The sequence below is a fragment of the Thermotoga sp. RQ2 genome, from assembly GCF_000019625.1.
Lineage (GTDB): Bacteria > Thermotogota > Thermotogae > Thermotogales > Thermotogaceae > Thermotoga > Thermotoga maritima.
Map to the genome: position 1 here is coordinate 1,482,048 of NC_010483.1, position 23,656 is coordinate 1,505,703.

Here is a 23,656-nt window from a genome sequence, read left to right on the forward strand (position 1 = left end):
AGAAAAAATGTATGTTCGAGAAGTGAAAGACGGGAAAGTGGTGGTGGCAAAAGCTAGAACGAGCGCTTGTGGGAGTTGCCCGGCAAAGAACATCTGTCTTTCCGACAACGAGATAAAACTCGAGATAGACTGGTGTGGAGAAGATTTGAAGCCCGGTGATGAGGTTGTGGTAGACATACCCGAGTACGATCCTTTGAAGGTATCAACACTCGTTTATTTTCTTCCGCTTGTGATATTCGCGGTGACTGTGATAACTGGATACCTTTTTAGGCTGAAAGATTGGGTAACCTTCGTACTTGCGCTGGGAAGCGTTTTCGCCTATTATTCTCTGTTTCGTTTCAGAAGAAAAGACAGAAAACCTCCTAGAATTCTCAGGAAGGTCTCTTAGGAGGTGTTTGCGTGACAATAGAAGAGATCGCCAGAATCGTAGAAGGAGAGATCCTTTGTGGAAACAAAGATCTGAACATAGAAAGAGCCGTTGCCACAGATCTCATGAGTGATGTTCTCGCGTTTGCTGAGCCGAACGTTCTTCTGATCACAGGACTTCACTCTCCACAGGCCGTGCGAACCGCCATGGTGGTGGGGATACCCGCTGTTCTCTTCGTCAGAAAAAGAGATATTCCTGAGACTATAGTCAATTTTGCGAAAGAATGCAACATCACCGTTCTTGCAACGAATCTTTCCATGTTCGAAACTTGTGGCAGACTTTACATGAAAGGTTTGAAGCCCGTCAGGAGAGCGATAGAATGAGCGTTTCCATCATAGACAGATTGCAAGCCATCTTCCAGGATGTCAGAGTTTCCGAGTTCATGAATCCGGATGTGATATATGTAACGCCGGACAAGACACTTCTTCACGTGAAAGAGATTATGAGGATAAAGAGGATCTCAGGTGTGCCCGTAGTGGATGACAAAAAACGGGTGGTGGGAATCGTCAGTCTGGAAGACATCATAAAGGCCCTCGAGGGAAGTTACATAAAAGACAGTGTTGAAAAGCGCATGACGAAGAACGTGGTATGTCTGAAAGAAACAGACACCCTCCAGGACGCCGTCAAGACCTTTGAGAAATACGGTTATGGGAGATTTCCCGTTGTCGACGATGAGGGAAAACTGGTGGGGATCGTGACAAAGCACGACATCATCTATTTTCTCCTGGCAAAACTCGGTATCATGTATCTGCACGACAAAAGGATGGAAGAAGTCCTGGAAAAAGGAACTTCACTGATCACGGGAGAAGTCCTGGAAAAAGGAAAAGCGGATTTTGTTTTCCACATAGATTACTTCGATGTGAACATGATCGGGATAGGGGCTTCCAAATTGAAGAGGTTTCTCCTGGAGCGAGGAGTGGATGAAGAACTGGCAAGAAGAATCGCAATAGCTACTTACGAAGCGGAAGCAAACGTTGTCATTCACAGCGAATCCGATGGGTACATATACTGCTTCATCGACAATGAGAAAATCACGGTGAGGGTAGAAGACAGAGGAAAAGGGATAGAAAATCTGGAACTCGCGATGAGAGAAGGCTATTCAACGGCTCCAGACCACATCAGAGAGCTCGGCTTTGGTGCAGGGATGGGGCTTCCAAACATGAAAAGGTACTCCGATAAAATGGTCATCATCTCAGAAGTGGGAAAGGGTGTAATCGTTGAGATGGTGTTCTTCAGGAGGGATAGAGGTGAGGATAAGGGAGATAGTGGAAAAACTGGGGCTTGAACATGTGTGCGGTGATCTGAACACGGAAGTGGAACACGGTTTCACCTGTGACCTTTTGAGTGAAGTGTTGGGGAAAGCCCAGCCTTCAACGCTTTGGATCACAGTTCAGTCTCACGTCAACATAATAGCGGTTGCCACGGTTGTCGGAATAAAGGGGATCGTTCTCTGTGACGGTCACGAATACGAAAAGGACACTGTGAAGAAGGCAGAGGAGAACGGAGTGGTGCTCCTTAAATCTCAGGAGAACTCCTTCATAGTTTCTGGGAAGGTGTACGAGCTGGGGTTGAGATGAAGGCGGATTTACATGTGCACACGTGTCTGTCACCGTGCGCAGATCTGCTCATGATACCGCCCGTTGTGGAGAGGGCATCGGAAGATGTACAGATTCTCGGCATAGTTGATCACAACAGCGCAAAAAACGTTCCTGCTTTTCTGAAAATGAAGAAACTCGTTGTCCCTGGAATAGAGATACAGACGGTGGAAGATGTTCACGTGCTCGGCTTTTTTTCCGATATCGAAAGCGCATTGAAAGTCACGAAGATCGTTTACGAACATCTTCCATCGGTGAAACACGATCATGAGAAAATGGGCTATCAGCTCTTTGTAGACGAAAAGGGGAATTACACGGGCTACGAAGACGTTCCACTCGGTTTTCCTTCAGATCTCACACTGTCTCAGGCTGTAGAGCTGATTCGATCATTTGGAGGGATACCGGTTTACGCGCATGTTGAGAAGAGATTCGGTGTTCTCTACCAGCTCGGTTTCTTTCCAGATCTCGAGATTCCTGTTGCTGAAGTGGTGAGTAGAGAGGGAAAAGAAAATGCCCAGAAAAAGAATCTCAGGGTGATAGTGACATCGGACGCCCATTTTCCCTCTGATATAGGAAGAAGGTACATCGACATATCAGGAGCGCCGAATTCACCCGAGGAAGTACTGAAAAAGATCCTCAACAGCGAATACACACTGGGAGGTGTTCTGAATTGGTAAGGGTGAGATTCGCACCGAGCCCCACTGGCTTTCTCCACGTTGGAGGAGCTCGAACCGCTCTGTTCAACTTTCTTTTCGCACGGAAAGAAAAAGGAAAGTTCATCCTCAGAATAGAAGACACCGATTTGGAGAGATCTGAGAGGGAGTACGAAGAGAAGCTCATGGAATCTCTCAGGTGGCTTGGTCTTCTGTGGGATGAGGGACCGGACGTGGGAGGAGACCACGGTCCATACATGCAGAGCGAGAGAGTGGAGATATACAGAGAACACGCTGAAAGGCTTGTAAAGGAGGGGAAGGCCTATTACGTTTACGCTTACCCTGAAGAGATCGAAGAGATGAGGGAGAAACTCCTCTCTGAAGGAAAGGCACCACACTACTCCCAGGAGATGTTCGAAAAGTTTGATACTCCCGAGAGAAGAAGGGAATACGAAGAAAAGGGTTTGAGGCCGGCTGTGTTTTTCAAGATGCCCAGAAAAGACTATGTGTTGAACGATGTGGTGAAAGGTGAAGTTGTGTTCAAGACAGGAGCAATTGGGGATTTTGTGATAATGAGAAGCAACGGTCTTCCCACCTACAATTTCGCCTGTGTGGTGGATGACATGCTCATGGAAATAACACACGTTATCCGTGGAGACGACCATCTCTCAAATACACTGAGACAGCTCGCTCTCTATGAAGCGTTTGAAAAGGCTCCCCCCGTTTTTGCGCACGTTTCCACCATACTGGGACCCGATGGAAAAAAACTGAGCAAGAGACATGGAGCCACTTCTGTGGAAGCGTTCAGAGACATGGGATATCTTCCGGAGGCGCTTGTCAACTATCTGGCACTTCTTGGATGGTCTCACCCAGAGGGTAAAGAACTCCTCACTCTCGAAGAATTGATTTCTTCGTTTTCTCTGGACAGGCTCAGCCCGAACCCTGCGATTTTCGACCCACAGAAGTTGAAATGGATGAACGGTTACTATTTGAGGAACATGCCGATTGAGAAGCTCGCAGAACTGGCAAAGCCGTTCTTTGAGAAAGCCGGGATAAAAATAATCGACGAGGAGTACTTTAAAAAGGTATTGGAGATCACAAAAGAGAGAGTAGAGGTGCTTTCAGAATTTCCTGAAGAGTCCCGCTTCTTCTTTGAAGATCCAGCACCTGTTGAAATACCAGAAGAAATGAAAGAAGTGTTTTCACAGCTCAAAGAAGAGCTCCAGAACGTTCGGTGGACCATGGAAGAAATCACACCTGTCTTCAAGAAGGTACTGAAACAACACGGTGTAAAGCCCAAAGAATTCTATATGACGTTGAGAAGAGTTCTGACTGGTAGAGAAGAAGGTCCTGAACTCGTCAACATTATTCCTCTTCTTGGAAAGGAGATCTTTTTGAGAAGAATAGAAAGATCTCTGGGGGGATGAGAATGAACATCCAGAAACACGGAGAAGACTGGAAAGGTACAGTTGTGATCGTACACGGTCTCGGTGAACACTCCGGGAGGTACAGAAGACTTGTGAGAGAATTCGTTTCAGAGGGTGTTCAGGTGGTCACATTCGATCTACCAGGTCACGGCAAATCTCCCGGAAGAAGAGGGCACCTTCGTTTTGATGACGTTTTTAAAATATTGAACGAGATCACGAAAGATCTGGAAAGGTTCGTGCTCTTTGGTCACAGTCTCGGTGGATTGATAGCTATCAGATTCACTCAGATTTTTCAGCCAGAGAACCAGAAAGGGTTGGTGGTGTCGGCCCCCGCTATCCTGCTTCCAGATACCCATTCTCCGGTCCTTGAATTCATGGTGAGGTTTCTGTCCGTTTTTGTTCCATTCCTCACGATGAGCAACGGAATAAATCCAAGCGATCTTTCCAGGAACAGAGAAGCGGTGGAAGCGTACATAAGAGATCCCCTCGTTCACGACAGGATCTCTTTCAAGCTCGCTTCAGATATGCTCTCCCATATGAAAAAGGTTCTCAAAGACGCTGAAAGGATAAAGGTTCCTGTTCTCATTCTTCACGGAACTGATGACAGGGTGGTGTCTTTTGAGGGAAGCAAGAAGTTTTTCGAAGCACTGAGCACAGAGAAAAAACTGGTGAGCTTTCCTGGAGGATACCATGAACTTTTTGAAGATCCAGAGCACCAGAAAGAGTTTTTCAAAACGATAGTCGAGTGGAGTCTCGAAAAACTCGGAGGGAAATAAGTTGAAGGAGTTCAGGAAGATCTTAGAGGACAAAGCTTTTTTCTTCACGACACTGTACATATTGATTTCATTTCTCGTATTCAAGATTTTCCCGGATGTCTTTGCAGTGATTGTGTTGATGGTGTTCTTCACGCTCCTTTTGGATCCGGTCATTCGTTTCCTGGAGAAGCTGAAATTTGGAAAGTACTTCTCCAGGGTAGCAGCACTTCTTCTCTTCTTTTTCGTGATGGTTTATTCGCTTTACATGATCATTCCTCCTGTTTTCAACGAGTTTGGGAGTTTCATCGAATTCATGACAAAAGTTTTTGAAAGCAAGATATGGAAAGACTACATAAAATCTCCTGAACTGATGCCGGTGTTCGATAAGATCATGAATTTTCTTGAACCAAAGCTCACAGATTTCCTGAACTATGTCTTTTCGCTTGTAACAACGAATTTTGTCTCTGTTACCACGATAATTGTTTTCACGCTTTTCGGACTCGGCTACACCGTGTTCTATATTCGCGAAATAGCCAGCTTCTTTGTTCTCATCTATCCAAAGAGTGTAAGAGCGGAAGCGAGAGAGTTTTTCCGTGATGTGTACGCGAGTATGGGGAGGTACATAAGGGTCATCTTCATAAATGCTGTGATAATAGGACTCTCTTACTGGATTGTTTTCGAAGCTTTCAACTTGAAGTACAGCGCCATCATAAGCCTCTGGGCTTTTGTGACCAACTTCATTCCAATCGTTGGAGTGGTCCTGGAATACATCCCTGTACTTCTTTTTTCTCTCACTCTCGGTGTGAAAGGTGTTCTTCTCATAGCACTCTTTGCGATCCTCATACATGCCGTTGCCTTCGTTGTCTTCATTCAGCTGATGAAAGGCCTCGAAAAGCTGAATCCCGTTTACATAATCTTGTCCATCCTGTTTTTTGGGAAACTCTTCGGATTGTTCGGATCTTTTGTGGGAGTGCCGCTCGCTCTGTTTTTCAAAGTCTTCTGGAGGAAATTTCTCAGGCCCCTTTTTGAGGCGGGGTGAGAGTTTTGAGAATTATCTTCATTCTTCTTCTACTGATACCTTCTCTTCTAACTATGGCGCTATCCCTTGAGGAAATAAAAAGCCTTTCGAAGACGAATCTGGACAATGCCATAGATCTTTTTCTCGACTACATGAAAAAGCACCCCTCTGATCCAGAATTAGAAAATGTTGGAGAGTTTCTCTTTGCCAAAAAAAAGCTCGTTGAAAAACACCCCTCCCTCTCTCGGGAAATCATCTCAGAAGACTTTCATGGTCTCCTTGAAAAACTAAGAGACACAGAAGAAATGTTCTCCGAGGAAGAATCACCACTGCTGGAAAAAATCTTTCCAGAGCTGAAGAGTTTTGCTGAGAAACTGCAAGACGTGGAGGAATTTCTCTCTTCACCATTTTTCTGGAAACTCGGCATCAGTTTGAAAATAGAAAACCCCGAGAAGTTCGCCGAAGATCTTGTGAACAGGTTTCTTGAAGATCCTTTCGTGTTCTCATTCGAGGTGGTGGAGGCTCTCTCGAAGGTGGAAAATGCCGAAGAAATAGCCTACCATCTTGTGAGAAAAGCAAAGGAGATACCTCTGAAAGAGGAGAGTTACTCCTATATTCTGAGACTTTTTGAAGTGGCACATCACTTGGGATACAGTGAAACAGACGAACTCGAAGAACAGATAAAGAAATACTTTTCCATCTCTGCAAAGGTGGACGCCTCTGGGAACGTGGAGGAGATCCTCGACGAGTACGAACAGCTCACCATTCCCAAGGAAAAGCTCAGAGAAAAACTGGCCGCTGTTTCAAAAAAGTCGAAGGTGTCTGAAGAGAAAAGAGGTAGATATTACCCGTTTCTCCCTGTTCTTCTTGCTCTACCGTTTCTTTCTGCTCGATTCAGAGCGTCTTTTTACAGGAGAATCGGCATGAAAAAAAGAGCAGCTTCGATTTATTTGAAGCTGCTCCAGAAACAGCCGGAAAATGTGAAGCTCCGATTGAAGCTCGCCCGTCTTTATGAAGAAATCGGTATGCACGAAGAAGCGATGAAAGAGTACGAAATCATAAAGAAACTCTCTTAAGCCTGGACCCAGTAGTTCGGAGATTCTTTCGTTATGATGATGTCGTGTGGATGGCTTTCTTTCACTCCAGCTGGAGTGATTTTCACGAAGACTGCCTTTTCCTGGAGTTCTTTTATTGTTCTGGCACCAACGTATCCCATACCGGATCTGAGTCCGCCCACAAGCTGATGCACCACGTCTTTTACGGTTCCTTTGTACGGCACCATACCCTCTATTCCTTCGGGGACGAACTTGTTTTCCCCTTCCTGACCGTATCTGTCCGCACTTCCAGACCTCATGGCACCAAGGCTTCCCATACCTCTATAGGCCTTGTACTTTCTACCCTGATACAGTATCGTTTCTCCCGGTGCCTCTTCGGTACCGGCAAAGATACTTCCGACCATGACACTCTCGGCACCGGCTGCAAGTGCTTTCACAATGTCTCCAGAGTATCTGATTCCTCCGTCTGCTATGATGGGAACGTCGTACTTTCTTGCAACTTCAGAACATTCCATAACGGCCGTGAGCTGAGGAACGCCGACACCAGCTACCACTCTCGTTGTACAGATCGATCCGGGACCCACACCTACTTTCACAGCGTCCGCTCCCGCCTTTATGAGTGCCTCCGTTCCTTCCGGGGTCGCCACATTTCCGGCCACTACCGGCAAATCCGGGTAGTCTGCTTTTATCATCTCGAGGGTCTCTATCACTCTTCTGGAGTGACCGTGAGCGGTATCTATGACGATCACATCCACACCCGCTTTTACGAGCTTTTCCACCCTTTCCATGGTTTCAGGACTCGTTCCAACCGCTGCGCCCACGAGAAGCCTTCCCTTTTCGTCCCTCGCCGCGTTGGGATGTTCTATCACACTCATTATGTCCTTGATGGTGATCAATCCAACGAGCTTGTTGTCTTTTGAGACGAGGGGAAGTTTCTCTATTCTGTGCTGGTGGAGAATTTCTTTTGCTTTTTCAAGGGAGATGTCTGGAGGGGCAACGATGAGCTTTTCTCTTGGTGTCATCAGATCTTTTATCTTCTTTGAAAGGTTCTTTTCGAACCTGACATCTCTGTTTGTGAGCAGGCCAACAAGCCTTCCCTCTTCGTCCACAACGGGAAGTCCACCTATTTTGTACTCTGCCATGAGATCAATTGCTTCTTTCACCGTCATATCCGGGGTTACGGTGATAGGATCGTATATGATGCCGTTTTCGGTCTTCTTTACGATCGATACCTGGCGCGCCTGTTCATCGGGAGTGAGATTTTTGTGAATGATTCCAATGCCGCCTTCCCTTGCGAGAGCCTTTGCCAGAGCCGCTTCGGTCACTGTGTCCATGGCGGCACTCACAAGTGGTATATTTATTCGTATCTGTCTTGTGAGCCTGGTGTCTATTTTCACGTCTTTTGGAAGGACTTCGCTGTACTGTGGAACAAGCAGCACATCGTCAAAGGTCAGGGCTTCTTTCATCCAATCCCTCCTCAAACGATCATCTCGTGTTTTTCAATAATCTTCCCGGACTCAGGTCCTATTCCGAACACGCTCCAGTTACCCGCAATAAATCTCTCGTAGGCCCTTCTGTAGTCTTCTTTCGAAACGTTCTTTATTCTCTCGACCCTTTCCTCTATGGTCTCCAGAGAGTCATTAGAGAGATCATCGATCACGAAACTCATCATGCCGGCTGGATTGTCTGTGACCATATCGAGCTTTCCAAGGTATCTCATCTTTCCGTATTCGAAATTCTTCATGAAAAGAGATTCATTGGAGAGAACGTCTTTCATCTTTGAGAAGAACTCATCTATCTTTTCAGGAGAAAGAGCCGCGTACACGATGATGATTCCTGTTTCCTTCAGCGCGTAGATCTGGGAGAACACATCGTAAACGAAGCCCTCTTTCTCCCTTATTTCGTGGAACAGAATGGAGCTCATTCCACTTCCCAGTGCGGTGTTGAGAGCATAAAGCGGGTATATATCTTCACTGATTCTTCCACAAATGGGTCTTGCCATGGCAATGTGTACCTGCTCCAGGTCGTTCCTCACGATGTATCTGGGTTCCGTGTGTTCGAACGAAGGTGGAGGTGGAAGAGGATCTCCTGGCTTGTTCCTTTCTAATTCGCTCAATTCTTTTTCCAGAAGAGAAAGGTAGTCATCGTTTACTTTTCCAGCGAGGATGATTTTGGTATCCGGAAGATTGTAGTTTTTCCTGTGATACTCTCTGAGATCTTCCGACGAGATCTTCTCAATAGTTTCCTTCCTTCCAATGATGGGCCTTCCGTAGGGCCCGGGCCAGACAGTTTCCACCAGAGTATCGAAGAGTTTACTGGTTGGATCATCCTGGGACATCTTGTACTCTTCAAGAATGATCTTTCTCTCTATCTCGGTGTCTTCGGGAGAGAAAATGGGATAGAAAGTTATCTCTTTCAACACGTTCAGCGTTTTTCCGAAGTGAAACTCCGGAACTTTTGCATAATAAGCGGTGGCGAGTTTATCGGTGAAGGCATTGAGAGTTCCTCCAACCACTTCTACGGTGTACTTGAGAGAAAAGTGATCGTAGCTTTTTGTTCCCCTGAAAGCCATGTGTTCTATGAAATGGGAGATCCCCGCAAGTTCTTCTGGTTCGTGAGCGGATCCCTTTTTAATTAAAAAGGCGCAGGAGATCGTCCGCGCCTTGTCGAATGGTATGGTGAAAATCTCAATTTCGTTTACTGTGTGTCTTTCCATGCTGAGTGTTTTCCCCCTCTGTGACACGTTTGAACTGCAGTCTTCCGAGGTCGTCTATGTTGATCACCTGTACCTTTATGGTATCACCGACTTTCACCTTTTTCAAGAACTGCCTCATATCTTCTCCTACTTTGCTCTGATGAAGGAGGCCTATCTTACCTGGTCTCACCTCTATGAACAGTCCGTAAGGTTCTATCCTTGTGACCTTTCCTTCCAGAACTTCTCCCACTTCTATTTCTTTGGCTATTTCCCTTATGAGTTCGATGGCCTTGTCAACGTTTTCTTCAGAACTTCCAACGACCTTGACGAGGCCTGTTTCGTCGTCGATCTCCACCTTCACATCGAAGTCTTTTATGATCTTCTTTATCACTCTGCCTCCAGGTCCTATGACATCTGCCACTTTTTCTGGATCGACCTTGGTTACCTTTATGATCGGTGCATACTTGGACAGATGCGGTCTTGGAGCAGAGATGGTTTCATACATCCTGTCGAGAATGTACATTCTCGCTTCCCTTGCCTGCATGAGCGCTTTCATGAGGAGTTCATCTGAGACACCTGAGACCTTACAGTCCATCTGAAAGGCGGTGATTCCGTCTCTTGTTCCAGCCACTTTGAAGTCCATATCACCGTAGTGGTCTTCCATTCCAATGATGTCTGTGAGTATGATCTCGGCGTCTTCTTCAAGAATGAGCCCCATCGCTATTCCTGCAACGTGTTTCTTGATAGGAACTCCAGCATCCATCAGCGCCAGGGATCCTGAACACACCGTGGCCATTGAGGAAGAACCGTTGGACTCCAGGATCTCAGAAACCACTCTTATGGTGTAGGGGAACTCTTCTTCGGGTGGAAGCATGTTCTTCAGAGCTCTTTCTGCCAGATGTCCATGCCCGATTTCCCTTCTGCTGGGACCTCTGAGCGGCTTCACCTCTCCTGTACAGAACGGAGGAAAGTTGTAGTGCAGCATGAACCTCTTAACGCCTTCTTCGAGGAGTGTGTCTATGATCTGAACGTCCATGGGAGCGCCGAGAGTAACGATACCGAGACTCTGTGTTTCCCCTCTGGTGAAAAGAGCAGAGCCATGTGTTCTCGGGAACAATCCAACCTCGCAGGAGATGGGTCTGATCTCGGTCGGTTTTCTCCCGTCCGCTCTGATACCCTTCTCCACTATCAATCTCCTCATTGTTTTTTTGACGGCATCTTCATAGAGTTCCGAGACAAAGGGTTTGATTCCTTCCAAATCGGTTACGGACAATTTTTCTGCAATCTGATTCAGAAGCTGTTCTTCGTACTCTTTGAGAGCCACTTCTCTTTCCTTCTTCACCTTTACGAGGATTCTTCTTTCCAGTTCTTCTTTGTTTAGAAGATCTTTGAAAGCCTCAACGAGGCCTTCAGGTGGTGTGGGCTCGACAACGGGGATTTTCTCCACGTTGAACTCTGAGAGAATCTCTTCCTGGAAATCGACTAGTTCTTTTATGACGGAGTGGGCGAATCTCAAGGCCTTCACCATATCTTCTTCTGTTACTTCTTTTGCTTCACCTTCGACCATGGTGACAGCGTCTTTTGTTCCAGCAACGGTGATATCCATCAGACCCTTTTCTATGTCTTCCTCACTGGGTAAGGCTATGAACTGTCCGTCTCTGTAACCAACCCTAATACCCGCCACTATACCTTCAAACGGTATCTTTGAAACGTTCAATGCGAGGGACGCGGCAAAGATTCCCACAACGTCCGGTGGAACGTTCGGATCCACCGAAAGCACGGTCACGATAACCTGGACCTCGTTTCTGAGTTTTTTTGGAAAGAGAGGCCTTATCGGTCTGTCGATGAGGCGGGCTGAGAGAATAGCGGATTCGCTGGGTTTACCTTCCCTCTTTATGAAACCACCGGGGATCTTTCCGGCAGCGTAGAACCTTTCCTGGAACTCAACGGTGAGAGGTACAAAGTCGATTCCTTCCACTGCTTTGTCTGAAATGTTTGCGGTTGCCAGAACAACTGTGTCACCAAACCTCACCAGGGCTGAACCACTCGATTGTTTCGCTACTTTTCCGTACTGAACTACGAGTTCTCTTCCAAGGATGTTACGTCGCCATTCCTTCATATTCCTATCACCTCTACCCAATCAATTTAAATCAGGAAGCGGGCAACAAGCCCGCTTCCCCCTCCTTAGAATTTTATTTCCTGATTCCTAACTTGGCGATGAGTTCTCGATAAACTTCCGGTTTCTTGTGTCTCAGGTACTTCAACATTTTTCTTCTTCTTCCGATCATCTTCATGAGTCCTCTTCTGGAGTGGAAATCCTTTGGATGCTTTCTCAGGTGCTCTGTCAAATGTTTGATCCTCGCAGTGAGAAGAGCGATCTGCACCTCAACGGATCCTGTGTCGTTCTCGTGGATCTGGAATTCCTTGATGATTTCGTTTTTCTTTTCAGGGTCGAGAGACACCACCGAACACCTCCATTTTATCAGTCTCCGCCAGCCCAGGTTCTTCCCCAGACTGGGGTCAAGGATGATTATACCACAAAAACATACCCCGGCATGTGCCGGGTTGTGGAGCGGGCGACGGGATTCGAACCCGCGACCCCCAGCTTGGGAAGCTGGTGCTCTACCAGCTGAGCTACACCCGCTCGTTCGTTGATTATTTTATCATACATTGGGGAAACCTTTCAAGAGTTTCTCCCTCTTGACAACCTAACGGGGTGATGCTATATTATAAAAACGGGATTAGACGGTGCGGGGTGGAGCAGTCTGGCAGCTCGTTGGGCTCATAACCCAAAGGTCGTGGGTTCAAATCCCACCCCCGCTACCAGATCGATATGAACAGCCCGGCCGTTTTGGCCGGGTTATTTTGTTTTTATGGGTTCTTGCCTTAAGTGTTCGTGGATAGAAAAGGATATGACTGTATCCAGTGAAAGAAAACGAAGGCATGAGAACGGGGTAAACCAGAAAAGGTTCGTATCCATTCAAGGGAAGACTCCTTTTTCCCAGTGTTCTACTTTTCCCTCGATGATCAGAAACACAGGACTGGCGTGGATATCCTTTTCGCTTTTCAATGTTTCATATCGCTCTGGATCTCTTTTCTGAAGTTTCTTGAGGAGGTGGTGAAACTCATATTCAAGTTGGCCCTTCGTGACCGGGATCTTTTCCTTGAGTTCCACTACCTCTATCTTCCTGATGTCAAAGCGGTAGCCCCTCCTTTCCGCTTCCCTCCATACCTCAAAGAGGTAGGCGTTTATGGCCTTTAACGGCTCTGAATGGTTTTTAAAACGTTCAAGCTGCGGGTGGTTTCTGTACCCCCTGGTCTTTCCTTCGAGCACTTTTTTAGCCAGTAAACTTTCCCTCCAGAGTGCCACGAGCCCTTTGGCGTCAAGGTATTTTGGGTGGAGCGACCAGAGACGCAGGTTCTCACCTCCACAGGTATGGTACTATGCTATAGCCCGTCCAGAAGAGCGGGCCGAGGTTCAGAAGAAAGTGTGGTATGAACGTGAAAACCATGTTTCCGGACTGACGCCATACCACTATGTGGATGAACCCTGAAATGGTCGTCATCAGCACAAACGCCACCCCAAAGAATCCCTCGGGACTTGCTACATGGAGGAACTTTGTCCAGAACATCGTGTGTATTAGCCCCACGAAGGCGGCGAAGAACACCAGGCCTGCAAGGCGATATCTGAGCCTGGGTTTTTCAGGGTACAGGTCCCATGAATCAAACAGGTAGAGCCAGAGTATCTGTTCGGTCGAAGCATTCACCGGAGCCCACAAAAGTGCCGTAAGGAGAACACCAAACCGGTCAACTTCCTCAACTCTAATCCGTGCCTGGTAGGCAAAGAATAGGGCCGTGAGTATTACAAGGACGTTCACATAGAACCACTTGGGAGGCTTTTTCGGGAAGGGTGTTCCATAGCCTACAACGCCTCTTCTCAGCTTCACAAGGCCCCAGGCGAGGGAGTAGTAGATAAGCATGGGAATGAGGACCCCGCTCAGATCATAGAGCCATCCCGCCACAGCAGGGAGAGAGAAGGCTATTACAGCTGAAAGCAGGAGGTCAAGGTGCTTTGGTCTCCATGAAGTCGGGTCATAGGTTTTCACTCCGGACATCTCACTGACCTCCACCAAACAGGAAATCAATCAGTTTCTTTTCCTTATAAAGCCTTTTGCGAAACTCCATTATGGGCAGGTCACCCTGGACGAGGACATCTTTCCTTATGTCCCTCTCCTGGGTCTCCACAACTCTCCTATCCTGGTGGAGGATTATCCTGTTTAAGGGCATGCTTAAACGGGCTATGATGGAATCAACGGGTTTCAATCCCGTCATTTTCACGTAAAAGCGGAGGTATATCATGGTTTTCTGCCTGTCCACGGGAACAAAAAAGGCTACCACTCTCGTACCTTCACTTATGTGGTTCTGCCAGAGGTTGGGAAATATGAACTCAAGGTAAACCCTCGACTCCTCCCCGCTGAGTTCCTCGGGTCTTTTGACCCTCTGCCCCCTATCGACCTCGTTGAACACGTAAAAAATGAAACTGTCTTCGTCTATCCACTTGACGACGGGGCCGTGGACCAGGGTCCTGTTTCCCCGGCCTATGGTGGTTCTGTGGACGAAAGGTAGGTGCATGACGTCGAGCTGGTTCTCAACCGCCCTCGGGAACGGGACGTTCCAGAGCTCCCTGAACTCCGCATAAGCGAAGTCCTCATCTATATCATCGAAGAACTTTGGCTCCTTCTCTGGCTCTCCTTCTCCGAACCAGAGCCATATTATGTTATTTTTTTCGTAAACCGGGTATGAATTAACCCTAAATCTATCAGGAACTTTGTAGTTCTTCCCGAGGGCCGGTATAAGCCTCACCCTGCCGTTACCGTCGTACTCAAACCCGTGAAAGGGGCACTGGATTCTATCGTTTATAACCTTCCCCGCTGAGAGCCTAGCCCTCCGGTGCACGCAGAAGTCTTCCAGGGCGTAGACTTTTCCCAAGCTGTCCCTCCAGAACACCAGGTCTCTCCCGAGTCGCCTAACTCCAACGGGTTTTCTCCTCACCTCATTCGATGAAAGAACTGCAAACCACATTGAAGACACTTCTTGCGGCGCCCCCCCATCGTCCGTTGTTTGTTTTTTCTTAATGATACCATAGTTTTGGAATTGGAAAAAACGAGAGTGATCTCAGAACGGTCGAATGAGGAGGTGATTGTGGTGATCAGAAAAACTGTGAAGGGTACAGACGGCAGAGAGTACACTTTTGTGGCAAAAGAAGGAACGTTTGAAAAGCTTACAGGGCTTGGTACGACCATCAGAGGGCACATACCTGGAACGGACTCTCCTTTCTACGGCATTTTAGAAGACGGAGAAGAAGGCCTCAGAGCCTGGATTATGACGTTTCGTGTTGTAAACCGTGTTCCCATCGACAGTGAGACAGAAGAAGAACTTGTTCGTCTCTTTTTACCACTAGTGGAACGAAGAAGAATAGACCGTTCTATCCTGCTGTACGTTGAATGAATAGGGAAGCCCGGTCGAAATGGCCGGGCTTTTTGTTTTTTATGGGTCCTCACCAAATTGTTCCAGAGTTGAAACACAAAGAAACGGACTATAACTAGTGGAAGGAGGTGAGGTCATAATAGCCAGGGTGTATCAGAAAAGGGCAAAGCTCATATCCTGTACTGGTGAAATATTATTTTTTTGTTGAGGCAGAAGGGAAAAGAAGCTTTTAAAGAATTCTTTGCTTTAAGGTTTGAAGTGAGAAGATTTTGCATATCAGGGGCTTTGTGATACAATACCACCAATTAAATAGTAAATGAGGTTTTCAGAAAGCCTGGAGAAATCGACAGAGTTCACTTAAATGGTGTAAGGGGGGTGTTTTTATGAGCAAGATGTTTATCACTGTGTTCTTTGGTATAATGCTTGTTACTGTTTCTTTAATTTGCATAGCTGAAACTGCGCCAGAAATTATTTGGCAGAAAATTCTTGGTGGATCCAGTGATGATTATGCTTTTTCAATTCAACAAACACCCGATGGTGGGTATATAGTGGCTGGATATACCGAGTCAAACGATGGAGATGTCAAAGGGAATCATGAAAACGGTGACTTTTGGATAGTAAAGCTTGATAAAGATGGAAACATAGAATGGCAGAAAACCCTTGGCGGATCCGGAAATGACTGGGCCACTTCAGTTCAACAAACAACCGATGGAGGTTACATAGTGGCTGGAGGAACCTATTCAACCGATGGGGTTATCCGAGGAAATCATGGATCACTCGATGCTTGGGTAGTAAAGCTTGACGGCAATGGGAACATGCAGTGGCAAAAAGCACTGGGCGGATCTGGTTCGGATAGTGCTTGGTCAGTTCAGCAGACAACAGATGGAGGATACATAGTGGCTGGATTTACCAAATCAAACGATGGAGATGTGACTGGAAATCATGGAAGCGCTGATTTTTGGGTTGTGAAGCTTGGTTGGCAGTGAGGTGAGCCTTTGTGGCTTACCTTTGAATCAAAGAAGTTTGGTGGGAGATGATACTGAAAGAGTGACGAGATATTATTCAGTTCCTACACGCATTTACTTTGTCAAACAAGATAAAGCAAAATCACTCACAACCAAAGAAAAGGAGTAGTAATGCTCCTTTTCGTTATTTTATTATTAGGAGTGTTTGGTATCACGGTCCTTTGATTACACTCATTGATGCTGGTAAACAGATCTTCTTGATATTTCAACCGCTCACCCCTCAAACCTCTGAAGAGAAATCAGCACGCCTCCTGCGATGAGCGCCATGGAAGTGGTTATGAAGATGTGCGCCGTTGCAACGTAACTGGAGAGAAATCCAAAGAAACCATAGGAAACGGGCAGTAGCGAGAAAGATACGGCTGAGATCAGGGAAAAGATCTTTCCCCTCATTTCCTCCGGTATTGCCAGTTGAAGCAGTGTGATAACGTTTATGTTGAAAAGGGTTTGAAAGATTCCAATGAGGAAATACATGGCAAACATAAGCCAATGGTTACCCGTCATGGCAAACACGAAAACAGCCAGCCCGTACCCCACCAGATTCAAACCCAGGGTTTTCACGCTGGCTCTTGTTCTTATCGTTGCCATCAGAAATGTGACTATCAGTCCCCCAAACGACAGCATACTCATCAACGTTCCATAGACCCACTCGCTCTTTCCCAGTTTCGAGACGTGTTCAGGTAGCAGAACGTGCATTGAACCTGTGAAGAAGTTCATGATGGCAATGACCAGTATCGTCACCAGGATGAACCTCACCGATCTTATGTACAAAAGAGCAGATTTTATGTCCTGCCACATATTTCTTTCCTTCGACACTTTCTTCAGATGCTTTTCTTCAACCTTTATGAACATCTCAAAGATTCCTGAAATCAAAAAGGACAGAGAATTTATGAGAATCACTCCTGCAAGTCCCACTACCTTCAGAAGGAGGCTTCCAAGGGCAGGTCCAAGTATTTTTGAGAGGTTCTTCAGCAACCTGTAGAGTGAATTCGCCCTGACCAGGTTTTCTTTTCTGACCAGATCGGGAAGCAGGGAATCAACTGCTGGATTGAAGAAAGAATCGAACACGGAGACAAGAACGGTGACGATCAGAAGAAGCGCCATCGTTAACTCTGAGAAATATTCCATGAGAAACAGATACATGAACAGAACTCCCCTGAGAATATCCATCACAACCATCATGTTTCTTCTGCTGTGCCTGTCCACCACCGTTCCAGCGAAGGGACTCACTATTATGGCGGGAAGAAAAGAGGATATCATGAAGAGGCCCACGTATTCGCTCGAGCCGGTTTTCGAGTAGAGCCACCATGCCAGTGCAACTTGATAGATCCTGGTGCCGATCAGCGAAACGAACGAACCGGAGGCGAAAAGAAGGAGGTTTCTGTTCAACTCCTTTCACCTCCTCTACACGTTCTTCAGTCTGAAGGTGTAGGTGCTGACACTGAGATTGAAGTCTTCAAACCAGTATACGTAGAGACAGTAGGTCTTGTTGATTCTCTGATCTGTCCTTTTCAGGGCCACCTCGACTTCGAACTTTTCCTCCCCACCAGGCTCAAGCGTGAAGACCTGAAAATCTCTGCTCAAATAAATGTTTTCCATTTCACTTCTGTTCTCACACCACAGGTTGAAACACACCAGGTTGTTCGTGGTGTGGGCATTTTCATTCCAGACTTTCACGTAGAAGATCTTTCTGTCGGGTTGCTCGTGAACAAGGACTATCTCAGGATACTTCGGGGGATGAACGCTCTCGGTGTCGAAAACGTTGTGACAGTTGCTGCAAAATCCAGAGTATCTTTTCATGGGTACGAGAGTGTTTTCGCTCTCTTTTATTGACAGGTAATTACCACAGTACGGACACCTGATGGTTTTGTGAAGGTCTTCTTCTGCACATCTGACCGTCATGTTTTCGCCGTACACCTCTATGAAAAACTTCGGATTCTGTGAAAGAAGATGATCGGCCAGAAGGTTGTAGATTCTCTCCTCCACTGCTGACAGATTCTTACTCAATCTGTGCAAATCGAAGTTTTTCAGGTTTCTGTTTGCTTCGTCCAGAACCTCCGTTTGCTCGTTTATCTTCGAGAAGTAATCGTGAACCTGATTCTGAATCTTCTTGTGCCTGAATCCCAGAAGTTCCAGTTTTCTCATGTTGAAATATCTTTTTGAATACACATCTTCTCTTAGCCTTTTCCCCACTCCGAAAACAATTCTCAACGGCCCATTCACTTCTTCCCATGAATACAAAAAGAGTTTGATACTGTTTTTGAGCGGATAGGGTATCACCGAGTAGAACACGTCCTTCCTTATCTCGTCGCTGGAAAACACATAGAACTGCCTTTTCAATACTTCATTGAGAATATCCTCTCCTGCATGAATCTCTAAAAGCCTCATCCCAGCAATTCTGTCGATTTCTAAAACGATCTCGCTTTTCCCCATTCTCAGCCTGTCCACTTCCAGTTTTTCTGGAATGGTCACCTTTGCGTTTGGAAAGCCGTAGAGTATGTACGGAAGGTAGTCCGAGCAGTGGTTGTAGGAGTTCGTGTTCAGAATGTAGAGCACTTCTCCTGCCTCGAATCCGTGAGAGATGAGATGATGGAAAAGAAGAGCCTCACTGTTATAGCCTTGTTTTGGCCTGTAAGAGCTGATGAGGACCTTTGCGTTCTTCAAAAAGTTCATTCCAACGTTTATGTACTCTCCCTTCTCTGAGGTGGAAATGAGAGTGCTTGAGCACGAGTCCATGAAGATACACTCAGCCTGAACATCCTGAGCATAAACCCTCTCATATTCGCAGTTCTGACAGTCCGGGAAGTATCTGTAAATCTCTTCCAGAGGGATGTCTCTGTTGATTCCGCAGATCTTTCCGTCACTCAGATGCAGATGCCTTCTGTTTCCATCTATCACCATGCTCAAACAGAGCTTTTTGTGCTTCACTCTGTCGAAGTTGTCCACCGTGCTTTCGTACCGCGTGAAAACTTCCGCGTTGAGTCTGTGTTTTATACTTTTGTTTTCCTTCCTCAAGATTATAAGATACTGCTGGGGATCAAGTGAGATCTGTTCCTGGTAATTTGCGAGTTTTTCTCTCAGCAGATCGATGGAGAGGGCAGATATGACTCCAAAGTAAATGCCCCTGTCTCTGGAGTATTCATACGCCTGCCTCAGGAAATTTTCCGTCAGCAGTTTTGGATTGCACACGATTATGAAGTCATTTTCTATCTCTTCTTTCCCGTTGAAGTTATCGGGGGACATTTCATGGATTCTGAATTCATCGAGAAAATCAGCCAGTATCCTGGCTGAAAGACCATATTCATCCCCTCTGAAGGCCACAATCTCAAGCATTCGACATTCCCCCCTGATAGTTGGTCGTCGATATATCAATACATCGATTAAAGCATTGAGAACAATTTAACTTACATTCCTCATCTGTTGATATAAAGTTCAAAGCCTTAAAATATTCTTTTAATAGATAATCTTCTGATATTAAAGTTTTCTGGATCTTCCAAGGACAGTATTTATCAATATATTCCTCAAAGTACCAAGCTGCATTTATACCAAACTCATTCAGGAGATTCTCAAGATCACTGACAGTATTGAAGCGTTTGCTATGCAAATAGTGTAGCAAGAAAGCTATTTCTAATCCTCCCCTTGAAATCATTGGTTGGAGTAAAGAAATTGGATGAAACACCGTTGTTTCAAATTTTACAAGCGACTCATTTTCATTTTCATCTTTTTGTCTTTTTTCCACTTTTTCGTCAACAACATCATTTGATATAACCACAGGAAATCCTTCTTTTTTAACTTTCTCTACAATGTAAAGAAATCTGTCCTCAATATTCTTAAGCGACGGAAGTTTCACATACTGGAAAGGAGTGAAAGGTTTAGGATATAAAGGATTTATACCTATTTCCAAGCGCCCATCAGTATTCTTTAGTTTGTTCATTTGATGCCGAACCTTCATTATAAGATCTGCTATCTTATCTAAATCCTCAAATGTCTCGCCAGGTATGGCTAAGATAAAGTAAAGACCGAAATCTGGTATGCCATAGAGGGAAGAGATCCTAACCACTTCCAATATTTCCTCATCCTTTATTTCGTGTTTACCTATTACTTTGCGTAATCTTCCGCTCGTTTCTGGTGCTACAGTTATCTTTCTTTGGCCGGAAATTGCAGCAATCTCTATTATCCGCTTCGACAATTTTTCTAATCTCTGAGAACCGATCCTCACTCTCCCTCCTTTTTTAATGATGTATTCAAGATAATGCTCTACAATCCTAGTTTCTAGTCCTTCATAGAAGAGTTTAATTATTTCCACATTGCACTGATCAATTGCTAGATCAACTATTTTCTTGAATGTTTCCCATCTTAAAGTTCTAGGTGGTTTTAACCTATGCCCCATATAACAAAATCTGCATCTTTGGGTACATCCTCGTCTCACTTCTATAGAAAAAACTCTTTCCTCATAAACGGTATTTTTAGTAACGAATATACTATGTGCTGGATGTTCGTTTATATCAACAGGACTGGTTTGTTTCACCATACCCGTTTGGAAAAAACCGTGAATACAAGGCACGTAAATCCCTTCTATTTGAGAGACAGCCTGCAGGAATTTCATACGCTTTCTTTTTACATTTCGATAAACTTTGTATGAATCTATGATTTTATGAATAGCCTCTTCTGCCTCTCCTAAGACTATGACATCACAAACTAGAGATAACGGCAGTGGATTATAATTAGCTACAGGTCCTCCACCTATTATAATGGGATCGTTCTCTTCTCTGAGAAGATTGATCAATGGTATAGAACCTGCTTTCAATATTTTGAAAGCATTTAACACGATTCCTTCGTATTGAAAACTAATACCTATGAAATCACTATCTTTTAGTTTGAAACCGTATTCGAAAGAGAAAGGCTGATCTTCGTCTGTGTAATACCTATCAACAGCAACATCATCTCTAAGATACAGCTCTTTATACAGGGTCTGGATTCCTAGATTCGGCAAACCGTACTTGTATATGTCAGGAAAAGCCAGAATGAAGATGATTTCATTGCCTTTTAAATTTTTGGAAGGAAGTATTCTTTCTTCTTCCTTGATCTTATAAAGAAGAGAAGTTCTCATGTTTCATCCCCCAAAATGAACCATTTCTTGCCCTTTGTACAAATTTTCATCCTTTACCTCTCACTTGAGCCATCGGTCTTTTTCGCTTCTCCTAAAGATATTATATACACTCTCTCAAAAAGTTTGCATTTCGTTCCCTGCGTCTGTCTTGCCATCAGAATCAAAATCCTCCTCAACAACTCAGGAACTTTCCCACATCTGCACGGTGCCAATATTTCTCACCCCCCGCACAGATGCTAAAACACCCTATATGGTTTTCAAGTTTTAAAGAAAATTCTTCAATGATTTGAAAAGAACTTACAGGGCTGTTTTTTAGATCGCAAAATTTCTGTGAACTTAAATAAAAATGATTTTTTACGTACAGCAGAACAAGGGTTAAAAACTCTGATTTCCAGCAGTTGAACCTTTGAAAGTAACCTCACAAGTAGCTGCACTTTTGGGTGCAACCTGAACCTGTTCCGTAATCTCACTTTTCCAGGAATGCGTTTCGTTATCTGTCTTCACTTTGTCAGCGAAAATGATTGTAGACAGGAGAACGAGTATCAAAAAGATTATCATCAAAACCCTTCGCATTCTGATCACCTGTCATCACCTTATCAAACCTTATATGGTTTTCAAGTTTTGGCTGTTCCAAAATCCTCTTTAAAAGCACATTTTCAGCACCAGATTTCATGGGCTTTGAAACAATTTGGTTTTTTGAGGTATAACTATAACAGAGGGAGTAAAGATGAAAAGTATAGAAGGCCTGAAAGAGACATTCAAGTACGGTGCTTTTTCTCTTCCAGCAGTGAATTACATGCTACTCGAAGAAAACCTTCCAAAAGAGTGCAGAGAGGTTCTCTGTATACTGAAACTCGCTTGGAAAGGAAACTTCAAAGAAGCGATTCAGAAAACAGATAAAATTTTGAAAAGCTGCAAATCCGAAGCAGCGAAATATTTTCTTTTGGCGAACAAACTGGCATTTTTAAAATATACAGGCAAAGTAGATATGAATCTGTACAGGTACCTGAAAAGAAACCTTCCCAAGATGTCAAAATCAATAAGAGATACTGTGATCGTTACTTTAATAAACTTTGAAGCAAGCGGAATAAAGCCACTACGGAAGGTGAGGGTGTGGAAAAACGATTACAGAAAATCCACACTTTCCTTTTTATATCTTTCCCTGGCAAGAAGGGAAGCAGATTCTGGAAGACTCTCTGAGGCGGTACACGATTACATACAGGCCTACAGACTATCCAGGGAGGTTCCTCACCCAACCTGTATTGTTTCCTCCCTGAACGATCTTGCATGGGATATCAGGGAAAAACATCCAAAACTTGCCCATGCTCTTTCTCAAGGAGCCGTTTTCTGGCTAGGATACTACAGAGAGGAACCAGGAAATCTCTTTGGAGCCCTGGATACTCTGTTTGTTGTGGAAAAAGACATGGATTCACCGTCTATCCACAGCACTGCACATATCATCGTTTCGCTTCCCGTACCAGAAGATTATCTGTCTCTACTCAAAAAAGCGAAGAAATTTGTGTTGGACTACACAGGATCAACTTATCCGAACACAAGTCAGTTGAGAAGATATGTTGAAAAGGTCGCTTGGAAAGGAAAAACTCTCAGCTCCAAAGGTATCTCAGATATATTGAAAGGGAAAACAAAAATGATTCGTGCAGATACGATAAGAAAACTGTTGACATCTGGTGTTGATACAGGGGCACCTTTTCCTGTCTGGAACGAGTGGATAAAGATGGAGATTGAAAGAAAATACAGGGAGTCGTCAGAAAAGCTTAAAGAGCTCCCCTTTCATCAGAGACAAATCCTTTTTCTTACCACCTACATGGCTCTTCTTGATAGAGAGTTCCTTTCAAGGAAAGAAAAGCTCAAAAAGGCATATACACTCCTTGAAGATATTGAGTCGTTCGCTGATTTCATGGCAAAAGATTATCAGACCATGGAATTTGTTGTTTCAATGGTGAAGGCTCATCCTTTCGTTGAAGGAAGAAAAGAAGCAGTGAAGAGAGCCCTTGCAAGGATGAAAAGAAAGAGACTGGAAAGATTTGTTCTGAGATACATCGAGATGAAAGAGTCAGACAGAAAGCTCCTTGATAGATTTCTGAGGAACTACGGAAGGTACGATGGTGTGAGGTTTGGCATCAGGTTAAAAGGTCCAGAAGTAGTGAGAGAATTTGCAAAAAAGTACTCTCTCAAGGTTCAACCCCTGTTTGCTGCCTTCTGGTGTGAAGAGGATGGAAGAGTGAGAAGAAGACTGGAAAGAATTTTGAAATACATGTTTCTAAATTGAACACGATGCCCTAACTCTTTATGGAATCTGTGAATCCTGTCTCCACTGACCGCTTACCATTCTTCTAAAGAAGAGTGGCTTGTACAGTTGAAGATCTGTCAATCAAAAACTAATTTACCTCA

General features: G+C 45.0%; 22 protein-coding genes and 2 tRNA genes. 13 read left to right on the top strand and 11 right to left on the bottom strand.

Annotation, left to right across the window (positions count from 1 at the left end; translation table 11 throughout):
• The first annotated feature begins 7 nt into the window (after positions 1-7).
• From TRQ2_RS07615 to TRQ2_RS07655, 9 genes are read left to right on the top strand one after another with little or no spacing between them, the layout of a single operon-like run.
• Complete coding sequence (locus TRQ2_RS07615) at positions 8-388, top strand: SoxR reducing system RseC family protein (RefSeq protein ID WP_004081552.1); 381 nt, start codon at positions 8-10, stop codon at positions 386-388.
• A gap of 11 nt (positions 389-399) precedes the next feature.
• Entirely contained in the window at positions 400-750 is a 351-nt protein-coding gene (locus tag TRQ2_RS07620; protein WP_012311155.1) for a DRTGG domain-containing protein, read from the top strand.
• Complete coding sequence (locus TRQ2_RS07625) at positions 747-1,712, top strand: CBS domain-containing protein (protein WP_004081550.1); 966 nt, start codon at positions 747-749, stop codon at positions 1,710-1,712. Before TRQ2_RS07620 ends, TRQ2_RS07625 begins: the two co-directional genes overlap by 4 nt.
• Positions 1,675-2,004 carry a DRTGG domain-containing protein gene (locus TRQ2_RS07630; protein ID WP_004081549.1) on the top strand — a complete coding sequence of 110 codons (330 nt, stop codon included), beginning with the start codon at positions 1,675-1,677 and terminating at the stop codon, positions 2,002-2,004. The genes TRQ2_RS07625 and TRQ2_RS07630 overlap by 38 nt, the downstream gene beginning before the upstream one ends.
• Positions 2,001-2,699 (top strand): PHP domain-containing protein, encoded by a 699-nt coding sequence (locus tag TRQ2_RS07635; RefSeq protein WP_012311156.1) that lies wholly within the window; start codon positions 2,001-2,003, stop codon positions 2,697-2,699. Before TRQ2_RS07630 ends, TRQ2_RS07635 begins: the two co-directional genes overlap by 4 nt.
• Positions 2,693-4,102, top strand: coding sequence for a glutamate--tRNA ligase (gene gltX / locus TRQ2_RS07640; protein WP_012311157.1), 1,410 nt, complete (start codon positions 2,693-2,695; stop codon positions 4,100-4,102). The genes TRQ2_RS07635 and gltX overlap by 7 nt, the downstream gene beginning before the upstream one ends.
• A gap of 2 nt (positions 4,103-4,104) precedes the next feature.
• On the top strand, positions 4,105-4,878 hold the full coding sequence (locus TRQ2_RS07645; RefSeq protein ID WP_012311158.1) for an alpha/beta hydrolase: 774 nt from the start codon (positions 4,105-4,107) through the stop codon (positions 4,876-4,878).
• A gap of 1 nt (position 4,879) precedes the next feature.
• Entirely contained in the window at positions 4,880-5,896 is a 1,017-nt protein-coding gene (locus TRQ2_RS07650) for an AI-2E family transporter (protein WP_004081545.1), read from the top strand.
• A gap of 5 nt (positions 5,897-5,901) precedes the next feature.
• Positions 5,902-6,951, top strand: coding sequence for a tetratricopeptide repeat protein (locus TRQ2_RS07655; RefSeq protein WP_041434415.1), 1,050 nt, complete (start codon positions 5,902-5,904; stop codon positions 6,949-6,951).
• Here the strand turns inward: TRQ2_RS07655 and guaB are convergent.
• From guaB to TRQ2_RS07680, 5 genes are all read right to left on the bottom strand, one after another.
• Positions 6,948-8,396 carry an IMP dehydrogenase gene (gene guaB / locus TRQ2_RS07660; RefSeq protein ID WP_012311160.1) on the bottom strand — a complete coding sequence of 483 codons (1,449 nt, stop codon included), beginning with the start codon at positions 8,394-8,396 and terminating at the stop codon, positions 6,948-6,950. The two genes, TRQ2_RS07655 and guaB, sit on opposite strands and share 4 nt — an antisense overlap.
• Positions 8,397-8,407: 11 nt before the next feature.
• Positions 8,408-9,646 carry a pitrilysin family protein gene (locus tag TRQ2_RS07665; protein ID WP_004081542.1) on the bottom strand — a complete coding sequence of 413 codons (1,239 nt, stop codon included), beginning with the start codon at positions 9,644-9,646 and terminating at the stop codon, positions 8,408-8,410.
• The gene (pnp, locus tag TRQ2_RS07670; RefSeq protein WP_004081541.1) at positions 9,618-11,744 is read right to left on the bottom strand and encodes a polyribonucleotide nucleotidyltransferase; all 2,127 of its coding nucleotides are present in this window, start codon (positions 11,742-11,744) and stop codon (positions 9,618-9,620) included. Before pnp ends, TRQ2_RS07665 begins: the two co-directional genes overlap by 29 nt.
• Before the next feature lie 73 nt (positions 11,745-11,817).
• The gene (rpsO, locus tag TRQ2_RS07675) at positions 11,818-12,087 is read right to left on the bottom strand and encodes a 30S ribosomal protein S15 (protein WP_008195245.1); all 270 of its coding nucleotides are present in this window, start codon (positions 12,085-12,087) and stop codon (positions 11,818-11,820) included.
• A 106-nt stretch (positions 12,088-12,193) separates the two neighbouring features.
• Positions 12,194-12,269 (bottom strand) — tRNA-Gly (locus TRQ2_RS07680).
• Positions 12,270-12,374: 105 nt separating this feature from the next.
• On the opposite strand from TRQ2_RS07680, the gene TRQ2_RS07685 reads away from it, so the two are divergent.
• A tRNA-Met gene (locus TRQ2_RS07685) sits at positions 12,375-12,451 on the top strand.
• Between the two features lie 154 nt (positions 12,452-12,605).
• Here TRQ2_RS07685 and TRQ2_RS07690 read toward each other — a convergent pair.
• Genes TRQ2_RS07690 through TRQ2_RS07700 form a run of 3 tightly spaced genes read right to left on the bottom strand, consistent with a single transcriptional unit; the run spans position 12,606 to position 14,707 of the window.
• On the bottom strand, positions 12,606-13,043 hold the full coding sequence (locus TRQ2_RS07690) for a pyrimidine dimer DNA glycosylase/endonuclease V (RefSeq protein WP_012896509.1): 438 nt from the start codon (positions 13,041-13,043) through the stop codon (positions 12,606-12,608).
• A 4-nt stretch (positions 13,044-13,047) separates the two neighbouring features.
• Complete coding sequence (locus TRQ2_RS07695) at positions 13,048-13,740, bottom strand: hypothetical protein (RefSeq protein WP_004081539.1); 693 nt, start codon at positions 13,738-13,740, stop codon at positions 13,048-13,050.
• Position 13,741: 1 nt separating this feature from the next.
• The gene (locus TRQ2_RS07700) at positions 13,742-14,707 is read right to left on the bottom strand and encodes an aromatic ring-hydroxylating dioxygenase subunit alpha (RefSeq protein ID WP_012311161.1); all 966 of its coding nucleotides are present in this window, start codon (positions 14,705-14,707) and stop codon (positions 13,742-13,744) included.
• 123 nt (positions 14,708-14,830) lie between these two features.
• Here TRQ2_RS07700 and TRQ2_RS07705 point away from each other — a divergent pair, with 123 nt between their 5' ends.
• Both TRQ2_RS07705 and TRQ2_RS07710 read left to right on the top strand, forming a co-directional pair.
• Positions 14,831-15,133, top strand: coding sequence for a hypothetical protein (locus TRQ2_RS07705; protein ID WP_011943902.1), 303 nt, complete (start codon positions 14,831-14,833; stop codon positions 15,131-15,133).
• A gap of 362 nt (positions 15,134-15,495) precedes the next feature.
• Positions 15,496-16,098, top strand: a complete 603-nt coding sequence (locus tag TRQ2_RS07710) for a hypothetical protein (protein WP_012311162.1) — start codon at positions 15,496-15,498, stop codon at positions 16,096-16,098.
• 252 nt (positions 16,099-16,350) lie between these two features.
• Here TRQ2_RS07710 and TRQ2_RS07715 read toward each other — a convergent pair whose 3' ends face one another.
• Genes TRQ2_RS07715 through TRQ2_RS07725 form a run of 3 tightly spaced genes read right to left on the bottom strand, consistent with a single transcriptional unit; the run spans position 16,351 to position 21,244 of the window.
• Positions 16,351-17,523: an MFS transporter gene (locus tag TRQ2_RS07715; RefSeq protein WP_004081535.1), complete on the bottom strand. Its 1,173-nt coding sequence runs from the start codon at positions 17,521-17,523 to the stop codon at positions 16,351-16,353.
• 15 nt (positions 17,524-17,538) lie between these two features.
• Positions 17,539-19,467, bottom strand: a complete 1,929-nt coding sequence (locus TRQ2_RS07720; protein ID WP_004081534.1) for a hypothetical protein — start codon at positions 19,465-19,467, stop codon at positions 17,539-17,541.
• The gene (locus TRQ2_RS07725; RefSeq protein ID WP_004081533.1) at positions 19,460-21,244 is read right to left on the bottom strand and encodes a radical SAM protein; all 1,785 of its coding nucleotides are present in this window, start codon (positions 21,242-21,244) and stop codon (positions 19,460-19,462) included. The genes TRQ2_RS07720 and TRQ2_RS07725 overlap by 8 nt, the downstream gene beginning before the upstream one ends.
• 727 nt (positions 21,245-21,971) lie before the next feature.
• Between TRQ2_RS07725 and TRQ2_RS07735 the strand changes: the two genes are divergently transcribed.
• On the top strand, positions 21,972-23,534 hold the full coding sequence (locus tag TRQ2_RS07735; RefSeq protein WP_012311163.1) for a hypothetical protein: 1,563 nt from the start codon (positions 21,972-21,974) through the stop codon (positions 23,532-23,534).
• Positions 23,535-23,656: the final 122 nt, after the last annotated feature.